This window comes from Lentzea terrae (assembly GCF_003265345.1).
In the GTDB taxonomy this organism is placed as follows: Bacteria; Actinomycetota; Actinomycetes; order Mycobacteriales; family Pseudonocardiaceae; genus Lentzea; species Lentzea terrae.
On the sequence record NZ_QFWW01000007.1, the window covers coordinates 208,269 to 227,032 of the forward strand.

Sequence of the window (18,764 nt, forward strand, 5' to 3'; positions counted from 1 at the left end):
GACGTGCGGGCATCGGGGCAGAGTCGGCTGCCCGTTCGGGCAGCCAACGGTTGATATATCGGATATCGCATGCTGGATATCGGCGCCGGCCTCTCGTGTCCGCCCTCCGTCGATATATCGGATATGGCATGCCGGACATGGGCACCGACGCCGGTGCCAGCCGATATATCGGATATGGCACGCCGGAACGTGGACGCCGAGGTCGGTACCAGCCGATATATCGGATATCACATGCCGGATGCGGACGTCGACGCCGGCCGATATATCGGGTATTGGATACCGCGTATTGGATATCGGTCTAGCCGATGAGGCCTTCGAGGCGGTGCGCGAGTTGGTCCCACCGCCAGTGGTCGCTCACCCATTCCCGCCCGGCGCGCCCCATCTTGGCCGCCATCTCGGGATCGGCGAGCAGGGCGGCAACCCTCTCGGCGACGTTCTCGACGTCGAGGCCGTCGACGACGTTGCCGGTGATGCCGTCGCGCACGGTCTCCGGCGCCCCGCCGGACCGTCCGGCGATCACCGGCAGACCAGTTGCCGAGGCCTCGAGGTAGACGATTCCTAGCCCCTCGACATCGAGACCACGACCACGCGTGCGGCACGGCATCGCGAAGACGTCGCCCGCGTTGTAGTGCGCGGGCAGCTCCTCCCACGGCACCGAACCGGTCAGCACGACGTCGCCGGGCTTGGCGTCCGCGGCCAGCTTTTCGAGCGTCCCGCGGTACGGCCCGCCGCCGACGATCAACAGCGCCGCGTCCGGCACTGTCCGCTGGATCAACGGCAGCGCGCGGATCAGGACGTCCTGTCCCTTGCGCGGCACCAGGCGCGACACGCACACGATCACCGGGCGGTCGCCCAACCCGTACCGGCGGCGCATCTCCGCACGCGCCGCGGGATCCGGCCGGTACAGGTCGGTGTCCACACCGGACGGAAGGTGTTCCAGCGCCGCCATCGGGCCGAACGCGGCGGCGAACCGCGAGCGGGTGTAGCGGCTGACATAGGTCACGACGTCCACACCGGACCCGATGGCCCGCAACGCCTGGCGCGCCACCGGCAACATCGACCAGCCGACCTCGTGTCCGTGCGTGCACGCGACCGCCCGGCTCAGGCCCAGTGACGGCGCCAGCAACGCCAGCGGGGCGGCCGCGCCGAACCACGCGGCGTCGCAGGACTCGGCGCGGGCGATGTCGCGGGCGCGCCGGAGCACGTCGGGCGTCGGCAACATCAGCGACGTGGGATGCCGCACCACCGGGAATGGCTGCTCGGCGTCGAACTCCGCCGCGCCCTTCCACTTCGGCGCGTACACGACGAGCGAGTCCGCGGGCAGCCGTGTCGCCAAAGCGTGCAGGTAGGACTGGATGCCACCGGGGCGAGGCGGGAAGTCGTTGGTCACCAGCAAGGTTCGGCGCACGGAACCAACGCTATCCGATGCTCGATCGCAGGAACTCGCGCCAGCCCGCCACGTCCACCGCGCCCGCGTCTACAGCGGACTGCGCCGCGTGCTGCAGGAAGAAGTCGACGACTCCCCGCTCCCCCAGCCGCGACTCCAGGTAGACCATGATCGAGTACGCCTGCTGGTAAGCCAGATCACGCCCAGGCCCGCCGAAGTCGACGGGCAGCGCCGAGACGTCCGGCGTGAGCAACGGCGCGGCCTGCCGAAGCGACAACCCCAGCCCGTGGAAGGCCACCCAGTCCGCGAACCCCTCCACCAACCACAACGGCGCCGAGTCCGAGGTAAGGTCGCGCGTCGCCACGTGCGTGATTTCGTGCCGCAGCAGCACACGCAACTCCAACGGAGTCAACGACGCCGCCCGCACCCGGTTGAGCACGACACGTTGTGAAGCACCATCGCGAATCGCGATGCCGGCCATGTCCGCGAACGCCGGCCCGACGAGCGAAACCAGCTCCGAATCCGTCGCCGGGATGACGACGTCGACCCGCCGAGACCAGCCAATATCCAATATATTGGCCACGCCGGACACCGAGTCGTCCACCAGCCCGGCCACCCGCCCGGCCAGCGCGCCATCGCAAGAACTGCTGGTCACGGTGCCGGACGACGCTGTCAGCACCGCTTCTTTGCAATGAGTTGTTTCGGTCGGCGGCAACTCAACAGGCCGTGTTGCAATGCTGAGGCCCAGCAGGAACGTCATGGCGACCGTGATCGCCAGCAACGTCCGGAGGTGCTTCACCGGCGCAACGCTAGCCCTCGATGCGTCGAATGACCGCGATGGGCCCGATGGCGTCGATCGGCGCGATCTTCACCGGCTGCCCCTCGGTGGAGGCGTGCACGGCCCGCGCGTTGTCGACCGCCATGGCGACGTGCGACCGGCTCGAGTAGTAGACGATCAGATCGCCCGCACGGACGTCGGCACGCGTCACCGCGCGCCCGGCCCCGGCCTGTCCACCGGACGTGCGCGGAATCGTGTAGCCGGCCGCCGCGTAAGCCTTCATCGTCAGACCGGCGCAGTCCCACTCGTTGGGTCCGGTCGAGCCGTACTTGTAGTCGTCCCCGCGTTGCTGCAGTGCGAACGCCAGCGCAAGCCCCACCGTCCCCGCAGGAACGCTGACCGGCGACCGGTCCCCCGGATCCCGCAGCTTGGTCACGACCGGCGCGGGCAGCCGCGTGAGCGCCGCACGCACCTCGACGATCTGGGCTTGCAACGCGCGGCTCCGCCCGTCCAGGTCGCCCTTCAACCGTTCGGCTGCAGCGGTCGCCTCAGCAGCACGCGAGCGCGCGTTCTCCGCCGCCTGGTGCGCCTGACGCGCCTTCTCCACCGCTCCGGACAGCCGGGCCAGCGAGTCGGCCTTGTCCGAGGCCAGCACCCGCATCATCTCCAGGCGGTTCAGGAAGTCCTGCTGCGAGTCCGCGACGAGCAACGCCGACAGCTGGTTGAACCGCGCACCCTCGAACGACGCCTGGGTGATCAAGTCGACCTGCTCGCGGTAGTTGTTCTCATCGGACTTGGCCTGACGCTCGATCTGCTGCGCCGCCGCCACATCCGTGGTCGCGCGGTCGAGCTCGGCACGGCGCTGGACGAGATCTTCCTGTGCGCGCAGGACTTCCTCGTTCAGCTTCGTCGCCTGCGCGGTCAGCTCGGCGTACGCGCGCGCCGGATCGGCCGGCTGGGCGGCTAAAGACACAGCGGGCATCGCCGACAACAACAGCACGGAAACCAGAACACCACGGGTGAGCTTGCGCGACATGAGGTCGCCGATCCCCTTCGCGAGAACAAGACCAAGATCGACGGGCGTCAGGCTACCGGGTGATCAAACGCGGCCGAGACGGGCCAGCAGCACAGCGGACGGCACCGGGTGCGCACCACGTCGGCGCACCGAGTCGGCGACCGCGCGGTCGGACGTCACCACCACCACAGGACGCCCCTCGGGCTCTGCGGTGACCAGCGCGCGGATCACGTCATCAGCGAGCACACCAGGGTCGCTGAAGAGCACGCGCACGCCACGTGGAGCCGCCGCGGGCACGGCCACAACACCAGCGCCGTCGAACACCAACGTCACTTCAGCACCCGTGCGCGCGGCGAGCACCGCGAGCTGATGCACGAGCCGATCGCGCTGATCGGACAACGACAGCTCCGGATAGCCGGTCTTCGTGACGTTGTAGCCGTCCACCACCAGGTGCACCGCGGGCAACGCCAACAGCCGGTCGAGCGCAGCCGGGTCCTCCACGCGTCCCACGGTCCCTTGCGACGCACTGGCGCCCCGCACGAGGTCAGCAGGACGCGGACCGGTGCCACCCAACGCCAACTCACGTCGCAAACCCGTCACTGCACCATCAAGCGTGTCCACGAGCAGCGCGAGCCGAACCTCGTCCGCCTGCCGGGCCTCGCGTGCCGACTGACGAGCCACCTCGGCGTCCGCGATCGCCCGCTGCGCCTTGCCGCGCTCGGTCTCCGCGCGTTCCCGCTCACGATCACGTTCGGCGGTGAGGCGCTTGACCTCGTCTGCCGTGCGTTCCTGGATCTTGTGCACCTCGGCAGCTGCGGCCTCGGCGGCGTCCTTGGCCTCGCGCAGCTTCACGCCCTGCTCCCGCAACCGCTTGCGCAGGCGTTCCAGCTCGATCTCCGCATCCGCGCGGACGCGTTCGGCGGCACCGTCGAGCTGGCTGCGCTCGGTCTTGAGCCGCTCCAGCTCGCCCTCGAGCCGTTCCGCCCGCAGCACGGCGGCGTCCCGCTCGGCCCGCAACGTAGCGTCGCCGACCCGTCGCGACACCAGCTCCACGTAGTGCAGCGCGACCTCGTCACCGGTCAGCACCGCCGCCGCGGCCGCCGTCACCGGGTCCGGCGAGGTCACCTCCAGCGTCGACGGCCGGTTCTTGCGCAGCCACTCCACGACGGCCGTGCGGAAGTTCGCCGAGTCCCGCAGGCCGGCGACGACCTGAGCGCCGCCCAGCCGGGCACGTTTCGTCGGGGCGAACTTCGCCACCGGACGCAGGTGCTGGGGCACGTCGACCTTCGCCATCTCACCCAGCGCGTCGGCGCCCAGCTCCGCCAGCCTCACCCGCAACGGCTCCGGCAGGGCCGACCAGTCCACAGTGGACTCGCCTACCTCCTCGGCAGGCTGGTCGAACTCGGGCTCGGGCATCGGGTCTGGCACCCCAACAGGCTAGAGCCCCGCTGCTTGAGCAGCGCACGGACATCTCCGGCCTGCGGAACAACGATCTGGACAAGCCTCCGGCAGAGCGGTGGCACACGGCTCAATCACCAGGTCAAAGGCCGTGCGGGCGGCGGGTGCCGAAAAATGTCAGACCCCGTCGCTAACGTCCCACATCGTGACCGGTCAACTGTCCTTCGACGAGCTCGGTACGCCCCTGCGCGACACGACGTTCGTCGTCTTCGACCTGGAGACAACGGGCGGAAGCAACGAAGAGGACGCCATCACCGAGATCGGCGCGGTGAAGTTGCGCGGCGGCGAGGTGCTCGGCGAGTTCGCCACGCTCGTCGACCCTGAGCGCGGCATCCCCGTGCAGGTGGCGCAGCTGACCGGCATCACGCAGCTGATGGTCACGGGCGCGCCGAGACTGGAGACGGTGCTGCCCGCGTTCCTGGAGTTCGCGGCGGGAGCGGTGCTGGTGGCGCACAACTCCGGCTTCGACATCAGCTTTCTCAAAGCGGCCTGCGAACGGCACGGCTACCGGTGGCCGAAACCGTCGGTCGTCTGCACGGTGAAGCTGGCGCGGCGCGTGCTGAGCCGCGACGAGGCGCCGTCGTGCCGTCTGTCCGCATTGGCCGACCTCTTCCACACCTCGACCCGGCCGACGCACCGCGCGCTGGCCGACGCCCGCACGACCGTCGAGGTCCTGCACGCGCTGCTGGAACGCGTGGGCAACGTGGGCGTGCACTCCCTCGAAGAACTGCTGGCGTACCTGCCGGAGGTGACGCCGGAACAACGCCGCAAGCGCTCCCTGGCCGCGCACCTCCCGTCCAAGCCGGGCGTGTACCTCTTCCGCGGTCCGAAGGAAGAGGTGCTCTACGTGGGCACGGCCTCGGATCTGCGGCGCCGGGTGCGGCAGTACTTCACCGCCAGCGAAGGCAGACGCCGCCTCCGCGAGATGGTCGCCCTCGCGGTCCGTGTCGACGCCGTGGAGTGCGCCCATCCATTGGAAGCCGAGGTGCGCGAACTGCGGCTGCTGCGCGCCCACCGTCCCGCCTACAACCGCCGCTCGAAGAACCCGCACCACGCGTGGTGGCTGGTGCTGACCGACGAGCCGTTCCCGCGCCTGTCGCTGGTGCGCAACCCGCGGGACGGCGCGCTGGGCCCGTTCCGCACCCGCCAGGCAGCCGAGTCGGTCGCCGACGCACTGCTCGACGCCGTCCCGCTCCGCTCGTGCACGATCAAGATCCCGGCGACGAACCAGCGAGCCTCGCCCTGCGCGCTGGCCGAACTGGGCCGCTGCCAAGCACCGTGCGCGGGCCACCAGACCGTCGAGGAGTACTCCCCCGCGGTCGTGGCGGTACGCGATCTGGTGGTCGGCCGGAGCGCCGACCCGTTACGAACACTCATCACCCAGCTCGGCGGCCTGGCGTCAGCCGAGCGCTTCGAGGAGGCGGCCCGGCGCCGCGACCGGCTGGCCGGCCTGGTCCGGTCCCTGGACCGCGCCCAACGCCTGGCCGCCCTCGCCGCCCTGCCCCAACTCGTCGCCGCCCGGCCCGACCGCGAGGGCGGCTGGGAGTTCTCGGTCGTCCGCTACGGCCGGCTCGCCTCGGCCGGGGTGGCCCGCCGCGGCACCCGCCCGATGCCGGTGGTCGACGCACTCGTCGCGTCCGCCGAAACCGTCGTGCCCACACCCGGCCCGCTCCGCGGCGCGCCACCCGAGGAGACCGGTGTCGTGCTGCGTTGGCTCGACCAGCCGGGCACCCGCCTCGTGTACGCGGACGAACCCTGGGCCTCCCCCGCCGGTGCCGCCGCGGCCTGGGTTCCGTGGGCCGAACAAGCCGCCGGCGCCCGTCCCTTGCACGACCGCTGGACCTGACCCGGATGCAAAAAACGTTTGCGGACGATCGCAAACGTCTTTTGCATCCGACAGGTTTAAGCAGGTCAGAGCGACTGATATATCGGCTGGATGTCGACAGGGCGACAATCAGCGGGCGCTCATCGCCTCGGATCGGCGGGATGCGGAGGTCACCAGGGCGTAGAGGCCGGCCGCCAGGACGCCGCCGAACACCGGGGCGATCAGGTACACCGGCAGCTGCTCCCAGGCCGGATTGCCGCCCGCGAAGGTGAGCACGACGTCGGGGCCGAACGTGCGGGCGAGGTTCACCGAGGCGCCGGCGATCGGACCGAAGGCGAGGATCTGGGTGGCGAGCGCCATGCCGATGCCGACACCGTGCAGACCGCGCGGGGCGTTCGGGTTGACCGCGAGCGCGAACACGGCGGTCACGAGGATGAACGCGCCGAGCGCCTCGGCGACGGCGGCCTGGGTCACGGTGACGCCGGAACCGAACGCGGTCGCACCCAGCCCCGCCTCGATGGCCCGAGGGCCGTGCACGACGTGGGCTAGTGAAGCGGCCAGAACGCCACCGACGAGCTGTGCGCCAACGTAGCCCGGCACGTCGCGCCACGGTACGCGGCCGGAAACGGCTAGAGCGATGGTGACGGTCGGGTTGAAATGTGCGCCGGAGATGGCGCCGAACGCGTAGATGCCGGCCATCAGAGCAAGGCCGTGGGCCAAGGCGACGATGAGCAGGCCTGCGGGTTCGTTGCCCGCGGCGACCACGGACACGGCGGCGGAGATTCCGAACAGGCAGAGGATGGTCGTTCCGGCCACCTCGGCAATCAGCTTGCGTGCGAACAAGGGTTCACCTCAACAACAAAGGGGGTTTGAGGGATCCACGCTCGCAGCGACGTCCTCACGCCAGCGATAAGCCGGTAGGGCAGACTACGAGTGCTTTAGTTACCCGTGCTGAGACCCAGAGGAGGACAGCGTGGTCACCGCCATCGTGCTGATCCAGGCCGCCGCCGAACGCATTCCCGAGGCGGCGCAGGAGATCGCCGACATCGACGGAGTCACCGAGGTGTACTCCTGCGCAGGTGACGTCGACCTGATCGCGCTCGTGCGGGTGAGCAAGCACGAGGATCTGGCCGCCCTGGTGCCGGGCAAGATCAGCAAGGTCGCCGGCGTGCTGAACACCGACACGCACATCGCGTTCCGCAGCTACTCGAAGCGAGACGACGAGGCGGCCTTCGCCATCGGCCTGGATGACGCGCAGTAAGCAAGCCCACGCCACGAACGGCCGAGCGCCGGGAATCATTCGGCGCAACTGACGTAACGAAAAGCCCCCGTGATGGTTCACGGGGGCTTTTCACAGTTTCAGAACAGGAGGGTCAGGCCTTCGGGTCGGCCGGCTTGCCCGCGAGCTCGCCTGCCCTGTCCTCGGCGCTGATCTCCTCGGCCACATGCTTCTTCTTGCGCGCGTTCTCCAGAGCCACGGTCTCCTCGGCCGGGTCCGGCGACCACGTGCTGCCGGGGACCGGGTGACCGGCCGAGCCGAGCTTGTTCATCTTCTTCGGCACCGACGCGCCCTGGTAGGCGAGCGGGATCGGGTGGCCGTGGTCGTCCACCGGGCCGAGCGGCTGGTGGATCTCGATGAACTCGCCGTGCGGCAGGCGCTTGATGATGCCGGTCTCGACACCGTGCTCGAGCACCTCGCGGTCGCCGCGCTGCAGGCCGATGCAGATGCGGTAGGCGATGAAGTACGCGATCGGCGGCAGGACCAGCATGCCGATGCGGCCCATCCACGTCGTCAGGTTCAACGAGATGTCGAACTTGTACGCGAAGATGTCGTTGCCGCCCATGAGCAGCAGGACCATGAAGTACGTGATCGCCATCCAGCCGAGCGCGGTGCGGACGGGCACGTCACGCGGGCGCTGCAGCAGGTTGTGGTGCGCGTAGTCCTTGGTCATCTTCTTCTCGATCCACGGGTACACCGCCGCGATACCGGTCAGCAGCGGCAGACCGAGGATGAACGGCAGGAACGGCGCCGGGATCGTGTAGTTGCCCAGGTAGAACTCCCACGCGGGCCAGATGCGGACCAGGCCGTCGGTCCAGCCCATGTACCAGTCGGGCTGCGATCCGGCGGAGATCTGCGCGGGGTTGTACGGACCGAAGTTCCAGATCGGGTTGATCTGGAAGACGCCACCCATGATCGCGATGACACCGACGACGATGGCGAAGAAGCCACCGCCCTTGGCCGCGAACACCGGCATGATGCGGACGCCGACGACGTTGGTCTCCTTGCGGCCCACGCCGGGGAACTGCGTGTGCTTCTGGTACCAGACCAGCGCGAGGTGCGCCGCGATCAGGCCGAGGATGATCGCCGGGATGATCAGGATGTGCGCGGTGTAGAGCATCGGGATGATGTCCGTGCCGGGGAACTCCCCGCCGAACATCAGCCAGTTCAGCCACGTGCCGATGACCGGGAACGAGATCAGCAGCGCCGCCATGACGCGGAGGCCGGTGCCCGAGAGCAGGTCGTCCGGCAGCGAGTAGCCGAGGAAGCCCTCGATCGCGCCGAGCATGAACAGCACGATGCCGATGACCCAGTTGATCTCACGCGGCTTGCGGAACGCGCCGGTGAAGAAGATCCGGAACATGTGCACGACGATCGCGGCCATGAACAGCAGCGCCGCCCAGTGGTGCACCTGGCGGACGAAAAGGCCACCGCGCGTCTCGAACGAGATGTCGAGCGTGGACGCGAACGCCCGCGACATCTCGATGCCGCGCAGGTTCTCGAACGCGCCGTTGTAGGTGACCTCGGTCATCGACGGGTCGAAGAACAACGCGAGGTACGTGCCCGACAGCAGCAGCACGATGAAGCTGTAGAGGGCGATCTCACCGAGCAGGAAGGACCAGTGCGTCGGGAAGACCTTGTTCATCTGGTGACGAATGCCCTTGGCGGCGTGGTACCGCTCGTCGGCAGCGTTTGCCGCCGCGCCCGCGACCCTCGCGGCCGCGTTGGCCGGCTTCGTCGGCGTGGTGATGGCACTCATGACTTCCGCTCCCAGAACGCCGGACCCACAGCCTCGATGAAGTCGCTGCGGGCAACCAAGTATCCCTCTTCGTCCACAGTGATTGGAAGCTGGGGAAGAGGACGGGTCGCCGGGCCGAACCGCGGCTTGGCGTACTCGAACACGTCGAACTGCGACTGGTGGCACGGGCAGAGCAGCAGACCGGTCTGCTGCTCGAACAGCGAGGTCGGGCAGCCGAGGTGCGTGCAGATCTTCGAGTACGCGTACAGGTCGCCGTAGTTGAAGTCTTCCTGGCCGGCGCGCTTGGTGACCGCCTGGTTGGGGCGCAGGCGGATGAGCATGACCGGCGCGTCGGCGCGCTTCAGGGCCGCGACGAGCGCGTGCTCGTCGTTGCGCTCCGACTCGCGGAACGGGAAGACCGTCTCGAAGCCACCCGGCTCGACGTCCTCGGGGCGCACCAGGGAGACCTCGTGGAAGTTGCCGGTGTGGCGGCGGAGGTAGACCTTCTCGCCCTTTTCGGCCTTCCAGCCGGTGTGCCACAGCGAGGCCTTGGTCTCGCTGTCCGAGTGCGGGTTCTTGACCAGCGCGCCCAGCGGGACCGCCGCCACGCCCAGACCCAGCACACCGGCGCCGAGGCCCGCGGTGCGCTTGATCAGGTTGCGCCGGCCGATGCCGCTGCGCTCACCCGCGTCGGCGAGCTCCGCGACCAGCGTGGCGCGGTCGACCTCGGTCGACGGACCGTCGTGGCGCTGCTGCACCGCGATCTCGTCCGGGATGAACTTCTTGGTGTAGAGCAGCGCGCCGACGCCCAGGCCCACCACCGACAGGCCCAGGAACAGGCCGATCAGCGGGTTGTACAGCGAGTGCAGCAGGTGACCCTCGGCGTTCGAGGGCGACTCGTACTGCCACGGCCAGAACAGGAACACGCCGAGGAAGGCCAGGCCGGACACCGCGGAGATCATGAACCACAGCGCGACCTGACGCTGGGCGCGACGCTCGGCGCGGGTGCCGGGAACCGGCCACTTGTCCTCGTAGTGGACGAGCTCGACGCCGTCCAGCTTGGTGCCGAGCCTGACGAGGTCGTCCCGGCTCATCTCCGCGAGCTCTGCCTCGCTGGGCAGCTCGGTCGGCTTGTCGCCGCTCATGCCTTGGCTCCGATCCAGAGGGTCACGCCGATGAGCGCGGCGATACCCACGATGAACGCGATCAGTCCCTCGGACACGGGTCCGAACCCGCCCAGGGAGTTACCGCCGGAGTTGTTGTTTCCGTCGGTGACCGACTTGACGTACGCGATGATGTCTTTCTTCTCTTCCGGCGTGAGCTGGCGCTCGCCGAACTTCGGCATGTTCTGCGGGCCGGTCAGCATCGCCGTGTAGATCTGCTCCTCGGTGACACCGTCGAGCGCCGGCGCGAACTTGCCGGACGACAGCGCGCCACCACGACCCGTGAAGTTGTGGCAACTCGAGCAGTTGAGGCGGAAGAGCTCGCCGCCGCGCGCCGGGTTGTCGCCGCGCAGGCCCTCACCGGTCTCCGCGGGCTTCTTCGGGCCCTCGCCACCGTTCGCCGTGATGTAGGCCATCAGCGCGTTGATCTGCTCGGGGGTGAGCTTCGCGGGCTTGCGGATGGCCTGCGCCTCCTGCCGCGCCATGGGCATGCGGCCGGAGGAAGTCTGGAAGTAGACCGCGGCGTCACCGACGCCGATCAGGCTCGGCCCGCGGTCCTGAACGCCCTGCAGGGACTCGCCGTGGCAGCCCATGCAGGTGTTGAGGTAGATCTGCTCGCCCTGGCGGACCAGGGCGTCCTGCTGCTGCGCCGCCGCGGTCTGCGCCGTGGGTGCGAAGGCGGCGAACAGCATGCCGGCGCTCAGCAGGCCGAAGCCCAGTGCGAGCAGTCCGGCGACCCGGCGGCGCAGCTTCGTGCGGGCGCCGCGGGGGCGTTTCGTCGTGGTGGTCATGGTGTGCGGCAACCCTTGCTGTCAGTTCGGGAGCTCGTGGCTGGGGAGCAGGTCAGGGCACGATGTAGATGATGGCGAACAGCCCGATCCACACGACGTCGACGAAGTGCCAGTAGTACGACACGACGATCGATGCGGTGGCCTGCGCCGGCGTGAACTTGCTCAGCTTCGTCCGGATCAACAGGAAGATGAACGCGATCAGACCGCCGATGACGTGCAGTCCGTGGAAGCCGGTCGTCAGGTAGAAGACCGTTCCGTAGGCCGACGCCTGGATCGTCGTGCCCTCGTGGACGAGGTTGTAGTACTCGCCCGCCTGGCCGGCCACGAAGATCGTGCCCATGATCAGCGTCACGATGTACCAGCGACGCAGACCGAAGACGTCACCCCGCTCCGCCGCGAACACGCCCCACTGGCACGTGAAGGACGACGCCACGAGGATGATCGTGAAGAACGACGCGTAGGGGATGTTCAGGTGGGTTGGCGCTGGCGGCCAATGCCCCGTGTCGTTCTGGGCCTTCACCGTGAAGAACATGGCGAAGAGGCCAGCGAAGAACATGAGCTCGCTGGACAGCCAGACGATCGTGCCGACGCTGACCATGTTCGGGCGGTTCAGCGAGTGCACGCGCTGGCCGATTGAAGGCGCTGCCGTGGTCACGGGCAGCATTATTGCCTGCGCTATTTCCGTCCGCCCATCGGGTCCTGGGCGGATCATGGGTCGGCTGGGTCACACAGCCGGTGATCGCGAGGAGATCAACGGATGGGCTTGCTGGGCCGATTGCGGGATCTGCTGGGCCGACGTGACGAACCGACGTTGTCGATCGACGACCCGACGCTGGTCGTGGTCGTCGAGGCGTTCGACATCGTCGAGGCCGATTCGGCCGTTCTGGCGCGCTCTCCGCAGTGGCGCGCGGACGAGCTCGCGGTGCTGCGTCATCACGTCCGCATCCCCTCTGAACAGGTAGAACGCGCGCGAGAGCTGCTCACTCCGGACGGGTGGGTGCTGGTCGCCGGTGATATATCGCATATCAGTCGGGTGCAGAAGCTGGACGCTCTGCACTGCGCCCAGGAGCGGTCCCGGATGGCGTCGCTGGCGCAACGGCTCGGCGGGGAGGCCCTGGGGTGGGACGCCCTGCAACCACGCTCCCCGGCCGCCCGATAACATCGCGGCGACCTTGGTCACTTTCTGGTGGCCGCAGTCAGGCAGTCGTTGCGGAGGATCGCGAGATGAGCACGCAGACCACGAAGATCCTGGTGTTCAGCCACCGGCCCGAGGTGCGTGAGACGATCATCACTGCCGTCGGCCGCCGCCCGGCGCCGGACCTGCTGCGCGTCGACTACGTCGAGGCCGGTGCGATCGCGGACGTCCTCTACGAGGTGGACAACAACACGGTCGACCTGCTGATTCTCGACGGCGAGGCGCAGCCGACCGGTGGCATGGGCCTGTCCCGCCAGCTCAAGGACGAGATCACGAACTGCCCGCCGATCGTCGTGGCCGTGCGCCGCAAGGACGACCGCTGGCTCGCGACCTGGTCACAGGCCGACGCGGTGCTCGTGCACCCGCTCGACCCGCTGGCCGCCGCCGAGACCGTGGCCGAGGTGCTGCGGGGCTCGGCTCTGCCCGTCGTCAAGGGCTGATCCGGCCATGAGCGAGCGCACCTGGCCTTCGCTGCTCAACAGACTTCTGGACGGCGCCGACCTGACCGCCGACGACACGTCGTGGGGCATGGACCAGGTCATGTCGGGCGAGGCCTCGCCCGCGCAGATCGCGGCGTTCATCGTCGCGCTGCGCGCCAAGGGCGAGACGCCGGAGGAGATCGACGGCCTCGCGACGATGATGCTCAACCACGCGCGCCGCTTCACCGTGGACGTGCGGGCGACCGACATCGTGGGCACCGGCGGCGACCATTCCGGTTCGGTGAACATTTCGACGATGGCCGCGATCGTCACGGCCGCGGCGGGCGTGCCGGTGGTGAAGCACGGCAACCGTGCGGCGTCGTCCCAGTGCGGCACGGCGGACGTGCTCGAGGCGCTGGGCGTCGCGATCGACCTGCCGCCCGAGGGCGTCCAGGCGACCGTGCGGGAGCTGGGCATCGGCTTCTGCTTCGCGCCGGTGTTCCACCCCGGCTTCCGGCACGCGGGTCCGGTGCGGCGCGAGATCGGCATCCCGACGTCGTTCAACCTGCTCGGCCCGCTGACGAACCCCGCGCAGCCCAGCGTCGGCCTGATCGGCTGCGCGCGGGCGTCCGCGGCTCCGCTGATCGCCGGCGTGTTCGCCCGCCGCCGCAACACCGCCCTGGTGGTGCGCGGCGACGACGGCCTCGACGAGATCACCACGACCACGACGACGTCCGCCTGGCTCGTCCAGGACGGCGTCGTGCGCACGGAGACGATCGACCCGGCCGTACTCGGGGTGAAGCCCGCGCGCGAGGAGGACCTGAAGGGCGGCGACGCGTCCGTCAACGCTCAGGTGGTCCGCGACCTGGTGGCCGGCAAGACCGGTTCGGTGCGGGACGCGGTGCTCGTCAACGCCGCCGGTGCCATCGCGGCGCATGGCGGGTTCTCGGACGACCTGCACGCGGACCTGAAGGCTTCGCTGAGCCGCGCGGCCGACGCGATCGACTCGGGCAAGGCGGCAACGCTCCTGAGCCGGTGGGCAGAGCTTTCCCAGTCCTTGAAGGGCTAGAGGGCATTTTCGGGGCTTTCGGTCACGCGTCGTCGTCGGCGCGTGACCGTTCTCGCACGGTCGCTTCATGGGTGTAGTCCGAGCGAGTGACGGGCCGGAGATGCGCACCACGTGGTAACGCGGCGGCAACCGCCACCTGGAATGCTGGAGGCATGGTCCTCTACCCGGTGATGAAGCATGTCGTCGCGCGCGCAGCCCGAGTTGTCTACCGCCCTGTGGTGGAGGGGCTGGAGAACATCCCGACCGACGGCCCGGTCATCCTGGCGGCGAACCACCTCAGCTTCATCGACAGCGTCGTGATCCCGATGGTCGTGCCGCGCCGGGTGTCGTTCCTCGCGAAGGCCGAGTACTTCACCGGCACCGGGGTCAAGGGGGCGCTGTCCCGCTGGTTCTTCTCCTCGCTCGGCCACGTGCCGGTGCACCGCGGCAAGGGGCGTGACGCCCGCGCGGCGCTCGACACCGCAGCCGAGATCCTCGGTCGTGGTGATGCCTTCGCGATCTACCCGGAGGGCACGCGGTCACTCGACGGCAAGCTCCACCGCGGCCGCACCGGTGTGGCCCGCATGGCGCTCGAGTCCGGGGCCCCGGTCGTGCCGGTCGGCATCATCGGCACGGACAAGGTGCAGCCCGTCGGCAGCAGGTTCCCGAAGATCGTGCCCGTGACGGTCCGCTTCGGTGAGCCGCTCGACTTCAGCCGTTACGACGGCATGCAGGAGTCGCTGCCTGTGCTGCGCAGCGTCACCGACGAGATCATCTACCGCATCCTGGACCTCAGCGGCCAGGAGTACGTCGACGCGTACCAGAAGACGCCCGTTGCCGCGTAGCGCCCCGACAACGCGTCAGCAGCGCGCTCAGGACCTTGGAAGGGCCCTTCCCGCCAGCCCGGTGGGAAGGGCCCTTCTCGCAATATGCGATATACCGGACCCCCGCGCTGATATATCGGATACCGCTCACGGCGACGGTTTGAGGGACAAGTTTGAGCCCATATATCGCGTACGGGATATCAGTGGGCGCCCCACCCGCGGCCTGCGCAATATCCAATATGCGATACATCACATGCTGGATATCGGCCGGGCAAACGACTGAGCACAAACAACTGGCGCGCACACGACTGAGGCCCCCTCCGTGGCGGAGGGGGCCTCAGTGCGCAATATCCGATGTACGGGATATCAGTCGTGGTTGGGGCCGGTGTGGTACTCGAACACCAGGCCGCCGACCATGATCAGCACCATGACGATGGCGATCACGAGCAGCCACACGTGCCAGAACGCCACCGCGACACCGGCGGTCGCCGCCGCGGCCGCGAGACCGACCGGCCAGTACGAGCCGGGGCTGAAGAAGCCCAGCTCACCGGCGCCGTCGGAAACCTCGGCGTCGGGGTTGTCCTCCGGCCGCACCTCGATGCGACGGGCCACGAACCGGAAGTAGGTGCCGGTGATGAGGGCCAGGCCACCGGTCAGCGCGAGCGCCACCGTGCCGGTGGGCTCGACGTGGCCGGTCGCCAGGTGCGTCCAGTAGCCGTAGACGACGGCCATCAGGAACGAGAAGGCCATCACCAGGTCGAATACGCGAGCTTCGATCTTCATCGCGGGGCGATCCCTACTTCTGACCCGCGCCGGAGGCCTCGCGGGCCGTCCGGTCGGTGTTGAACGGGGTGGTCGTGGTGGCCAGCGGCGCGCACAGCTCGCCGCAGTTGACCTGCGAAAGCGCCTCGGCCGTGGTGTACGGCTTGCCCGTCTTGGAGTTGATCTCCTTGCGGAGCTCGATGTACTTGTCGAAGTCGGCCTCGTTCAGGGCGCGGACCTCGAAGTTCATCACCGCGTGGTAGGAGCCGCACAGCTCGGCGCAGCGGCCGACGAACGCACCGGGACGGTCGATCTGGTCGATCTGGAAGACGTTGTCCTGGTTGTTCTTCTCCGGGTGTGGGAAGACGTCCCGCTTGAAGTGGAACTCCGGCACGAAGAACGAGTGGATGACGTCGGTCGAGCGCAGCTTGAACTGGATGCGCTTGTGGGCCGGCAGCACCATGATCGGGATCTCGCCCGAGGTGCCGACCGTGCTGACGACGTTGCCCTCTTCGGTCTTGTGGTCCGGGTACTGGAACTCCCAGTTCCACTGGAACGCGATCACGTCGACGTTGACGTCGGGCTTGCCCGACTTGTCCGTGACGTAGTTCTGCGTGACGGCGGTGAAGTAGAACAGCACCGCCACGATCACCGTCGGCACGACGATGAGCACGATCTCCAGCGGGAGGTTGTACGCCGTCTGACGCGGCAGCTCCTCCGACTTCTTGCGGTGGAACACCACCGACCACAGGATCAGGCCCCACACGATGACGCCGACGACGAGCGCGGCGATCACGGACCAGGTCCAGAGCTCGCGCATCTTCTCGGCCTGCGGCGTGACGGCCACCGGCCAGCCGAAGCGCAGCACCTCTTCCGTGGAGCAACCGGTGGCCCCGATACCGACCAGGCCGACCAGCCCGGCGGTCTTCGCCAGCCGGGATGCCCTGGTGCCCTCCTTCAGGCCCACTGCTCGCCCGCCTCCTCGTTCCATGCCAACGGATCAAGCGGGAGCGTAGCCCAGCGCAACCGCGCTCACCCCTTGGGGGCACCGCCGCTGCGGTGCAGTTTCGGTCACATAGAGCGCCTTCGGCATACTGAGGTCTTCCCCCGTCGTATTTCTTGAGAGGTGCGAGCGCCTTGTGCGGCCTGGCAGGACTTGTTTGCCCCAGCGAGAACGAGGCTGAGAACGCGCGCCCGGCTGTCGAGGCCGCCCTGCGCTGCATGCGCCACCGCGGCCCGGACGAGAGCGGCACCCGGCGGGTCGACGAGGTCGTGTTCGGCTTCAACCGCCTCGCCATCATCGACATCGAGCACTCCCACCAGCCCCTGACCTGGGGTCCGGCGGAGGCGCCGAGCCGGTACACGATCAACTTCAACGGCGAGATCTACAACTACCTGGAACTGCGCGCCGAGCTCACCGAGAAGTACGGCGCCGTCTTCCACACCGACGGCGACACCGAGACGATCGTCGCCGCGTACCACTACTTCGGCCCCGCGGCGATCACGAAGCTGCGCGGCATGTTCGCCTTCATCATCTGGGACGCCGAGCGCCGGATGGTGTTCGGCGGCCGCGACCCGTTCGGCATCAAGCCGCTCTACTACGCGCAGGGCCAGGCGGGCGTCGCGTTCTCCAGTGAGAAGAAGATCCTGCTGGAGATCGCCCCGACGCTCGGCATCGAGCCGAAGATGAACGTCAAGGGCCTGCAGCACTACCTCGCGCTGCAGTACGTGCCGGAGCCCGCCTCGCTGCACGACCAGATCTTCCGCGTCGAGTCCGGCCACTCGTTCACGCTGGTGCCGGGTGAGGCACCGAAGTTCGAGCGCTACTTCGCCGCGAGCTTCAAGGTGCGCACGGTCCGCAGCGAGGCCGAGGCGGACGCGCTGTACGACGAGATCACGGCGGCGCTGCGCGACTCGGTCGCCAAGCACATGCGCGCGGACGTGACGGTCGGCTCGTTCCTGTCCGGCGGCATCGACTCGACGGTGGTCGCGGCGCTCGCCAAGGAGCACAACCCGGACCTGATCACGTTCACCACCGGTTTCGAGCGCCAGGGCTTCTCCGAGGTCGACGTGGCCGCGGAGTCGGCGGCGCTGATCGGCGTGAAGCACGTCGTCCGCACGGTCAGCGCGCAGGAGATGATGGACTCCCTGCCGCTGATCACCTGGTACCTCGACGACCCGGTGGCCGACCCGGCGCTCGTGCCGTTGTGGTTCATCGCCCGTGAGGCGCGTCAGCACGTGAAGGTCGTCCTGTCCGGCGAGGGCGCCGACGAGCTGTTCGGCGGGTACACGATCTACCGCGAGCCGCTGTCACTGTCGGCGTTCGAGAAGGTGCCCGGCGCGCTGCGCAAGGCGATGGGCAAGGTCTCGACGAAGATCCCGCAGGGCGTGCGCGGCAAGGACCTGCTGCGTCGTGGCGCGCTCACGCTGGAGGAGCGCTACTACGGCAACGCGCGCATCTTCCTCGACCCGCAGCTGCGCGAGGTGTTGCGCACGTACGACCCGAACGTCTCGCACATGGACGTCACGGCCCAGCCGTACCGCGAGTCGCTCAACTGGGACCCGGTCACGCGCATGCAGCACGTCGACCTGTTCACGTGGCTGCGCGGCGACATCCTGGTCAAGGCCGACAAGATGACCATGGCGAACTCGCTGGAGCTGCGGGTCCCGTTCCTGGACCCCGAGGTCTTCAAGATCGCGTCGCAGATCCCGAGCGAGCTGAAGATCACCAAGGACACCACGAAGTTCGCGCTGCGCAAGGCGATCCGCGACATCGTGCCGGCGCACGTGCTGAACCGCCGCAAGCTCGGCTTCCCGGTGCCGATCCGGCACTGGCTCAAGGACGAGATGCACGATTGGGCCGTCGACATCGTGCGCACGTCGCAGACCGATCAGTACCTCGACAAGCACGCGGTGCTGCGCCTGATCGAGGAGCACCGCTCCGGCGTGCTCGACCACAGCCGCCGCATCTGGGCGCTGCTGGTGTTCATGATCTGGCACGGCATCTTCGTCGAGGGCCGCATCAAGCCGGTGGTGCCGGAACCGCACTACCCGGTCAAGCTCTGACGGTCAGGGCCCCTCT

Annotated in this window: 18 protein-coding genes; 7 read left to right on the top strand and 11 right to left on the bottom strand. The window is 68.5% G+C overall.

The features are described 5' to 3' along the window. Positions 1-298 precede the first annotated feature (298 nt). The 4 genes from DI276_RS12925 to DI276_RS12940 all read right to left on the bottom strand — a co-directional run bounded on the left by DI276_RS12925 (position 299) and on the right by DI276_RS12940 (position 4,596). Positions 299-1,408, bottom strand: a complete 1,110-nt coding sequence (locus DI276_RS12925) for a glycosyltransferase family 4 protein (RefSeq protein ID WP_112263535.1) — start codon at positions 1,406-1,408, stop codon at positions 299-301. 10 nt (positions 1,409-1,418) lie between these two features. After that, positions 1,419-2,186, bottom strand: a complete 768-nt coding sequence (locus DI276_RS12930; RefSeq protein ID WP_112263536.1) for a hypothetical protein — start codon at positions 2,184-2,186, stop codon at positions 1,419-1,421. A gap of 10 nt (positions 2,187-2,196) precedes the next feature. Then, on the bottom strand, positions 2,197-3,201 hold the full coding sequence (locus DI276_RS12935) for a C40 family peptidase (protein ID WP_112263537.1): 1,005 nt from the start codon (positions 3,199-3,201) through the stop codon (positions 2,197-2,199). 63 nt (positions 3,202-3,264) lie between these two features. Continuing rightward, on the bottom strand, positions 3,265-4,596 hold the full coding sequence (locus DI276_RS12940) for an NYN domain-containing protein (RefSeq protein WP_112263538.1): 1,332 nt from the start codon (positions 4,594-4,596) through the stop codon (positions 3,265-3,267). A 187-nt stretch (positions 4,597-4,783) separates the two neighbouring features. On the opposite strand from DI276_RS12940, the gene DI276_RS12945 reads away from it, so the two are divergent. Next, positions 4,784-6,484, top strand: a complete 1,701-nt coding sequence (locus DI276_RS12945) for a DEDD exonuclease domain-containing protein (RefSeq protein WP_232836626.1) — start codon at positions 4,784-4,786, stop codon at positions 6,482-6,484. A gap of 108 nt (positions 6,485-6,592) precedes the next feature. Here the strand turns inward: DI276_RS12945 and DI276_RS12950 are convergent, their stop codons facing one another. After that, complete coding sequence (locus tag DI276_RS12950) at positions 6,593-7,306, bottom strand: MIP/aquaporin family protein (protein WP_112263539.1); 714 nt, start codon at positions 7,304-7,306, stop codon at positions 6,593-6,595. Positions 7,307-7,436: 130 nt separating this feature from the next. On the opposite strand from DI276_RS12950, the gene DI276_RS12955 reads away from it, so the two are divergent. After that, positions 7,437-7,724: an Lrp/AsnC family transcriptional regulator gene (locus DI276_RS12955; protein ID WP_045309335.1), complete on the top strand. Its 288-nt coding sequence runs from the start codon at positions 7,437-7,439 to the stop codon at positions 7,722-7,724. A gap of 112 nt (positions 7,725-7,836) precedes the next feature. Here DI276_RS12955 and qcrB read toward each other — a convergent pair whose 3' ends face one another. From qcrB to ctaE, 4 genes are read right to left on the bottom strand one after another with little or no spacing between them, the layout of a single operon-like run. After that, the gene (qcrB, locus tag DI276_RS12960; protein ID WP_112263540.1) at positions 7,837-9,501 is read right to left on the bottom strand and encodes a cytochrome bc1 complex cytochrome b subunit; all 1,665 of its coding nucleotides are present in this window, start codon (positions 9,499-9,501) and stop codon (positions 7,837-7,839) included. Beyond that, complete coding sequence (gene qcrA / locus DI276_RS12965) at positions 9,498-10,625, bottom strand: cytochrome bc1 complex Rieske iron-sulfur subunit (RefSeq protein ID WP_112263541.1); 1,128 nt, start codon at positions 10,623-10,625, stop codon at positions 9,498-9,500. The genes qcrB and qcrA overlap by 4 nt, the downstream gene beginning before the upstream one ends. After that, complete coding sequence (gene qcrC, locus DI276_RS12970; RefSeq protein WP_112263542.1) at positions 10,622-11,434, bottom strand: cytochrome bc1 complex diheme cytochrome c subunit; 813 nt, start codon at positions 11,432-11,434, stop codon at positions 10,622-10,624. The genes qcrA and qcrC overlap by 4 nt, the downstream gene beginning before the upstream one ends. A gap of 52 nt (positions 11,435-11,486) precedes the next feature. Then, on the bottom strand, positions 11,487-12,098 hold the full coding sequence (gene ctaE / locus DI276_RS12975) for an aa3-type cytochrome oxidase subunit III (RefSeq protein ID WP_112263543.1): 612 nt from the start codon (positions 12,096-12,098) through the stop codon (positions 11,487-11,489). A gap of 93 nt (positions 12,099-12,191) precedes the next feature. Between ctaE and DI276_RS12980 the strand changes: the two genes are divergently transcribed. From DI276_RS12980 to DI276_RS12995, 4 genes are all read left to right on the top strand, one after another. Next, the gene (locus tag DI276_RS12980; RefSeq protein ID WP_112263544.1) at positions 12,192-12,593 is read left to right on the top strand and encodes a hypothetical protein; all 402 of its coding nucleotides are present in this window, start codon (positions 12,192-12,194) and stop codon (positions 12,591-12,593) included. A 65-nt stretch (positions 12,594-12,658) separates the two neighbouring features. Next, positions 12,659-13,069, top strand: a complete 411-nt coding sequence (locus DI276_RS12985) for a hypothetical protein (protein WP_112263545.1) — start codon at positions 12,659-12,661, stop codon at positions 13,067-13,069. A gap of 7 nt (positions 13,070-13,076) precedes the next feature. After that, the gene (gene trpD, locus DI276_RS12990; RefSeq protein WP_112263546.1) at positions 13,077-14,117 is read left to right on the top strand and encodes an anthranilate phosphoribosyltransferase; all 1,041 of its coding nucleotides are present in this window, start codon (positions 13,077-13,079) and stop codon (positions 14,115-14,117) included. Between the two features lie 152 nt (positions 14,118-14,269). Beyond that, complete coding sequence (locus DI276_RS12995) at positions 14,270-14,941, top strand: lysophospholipid acyltransferase family protein (RefSeq protein ID WP_112263547.1); 672 nt, start codon at positions 14,270-14,272, stop codon at positions 14,939-14,941. Between the two features lie 345 nt (positions 14,942-15,286). On the opposite strand, the gene DI276_RS13000 is transcribed toward DI276_RS12995, so the two are convergent. Together DI276_RS13000 and ctaC are read right to left on the bottom strand one after the other, a co-directional pair. Then, positions 15,287-15,703, bottom strand: coding sequence for a cytochrome c oxidase subunit 4 (locus DI276_RS13000; protein ID WP_112263548.1), 417 nt, complete (start codon positions 15,701-15,703; stop codon positions 15,287-15,289). A 13-nt stretch (positions 15,704-15,716) separates the two neighbouring features. Further along, complete coding sequence (gene ctaC, locus DI276_RS13005) at positions 15,717-16,649, bottom strand: aa3-type cytochrome oxidase subunit II (RefSeq protein ID WP_232836627.1); 933 nt, start codon at positions 16,647-16,649, stop codon at positions 15,717-15,719. A 170-nt stretch (positions 16,650-16,819) separates the two neighbouring features. On the opposite strand from ctaC, the gene asnB reads away from it, so the two are divergent. Continuing rightward, a complete protein-coding gene (asnB, locus tag DI276_RS13010; protein ID WP_112263549.1) occupies positions 16,820-18,748 on the top strand; it encodes an asparagine synthase (glutamine-hydrolyzing) in 1,929 nt (642 codons plus the stop codon). Positions 18,749-18,764 lie beyond the last annotated feature (16 nt).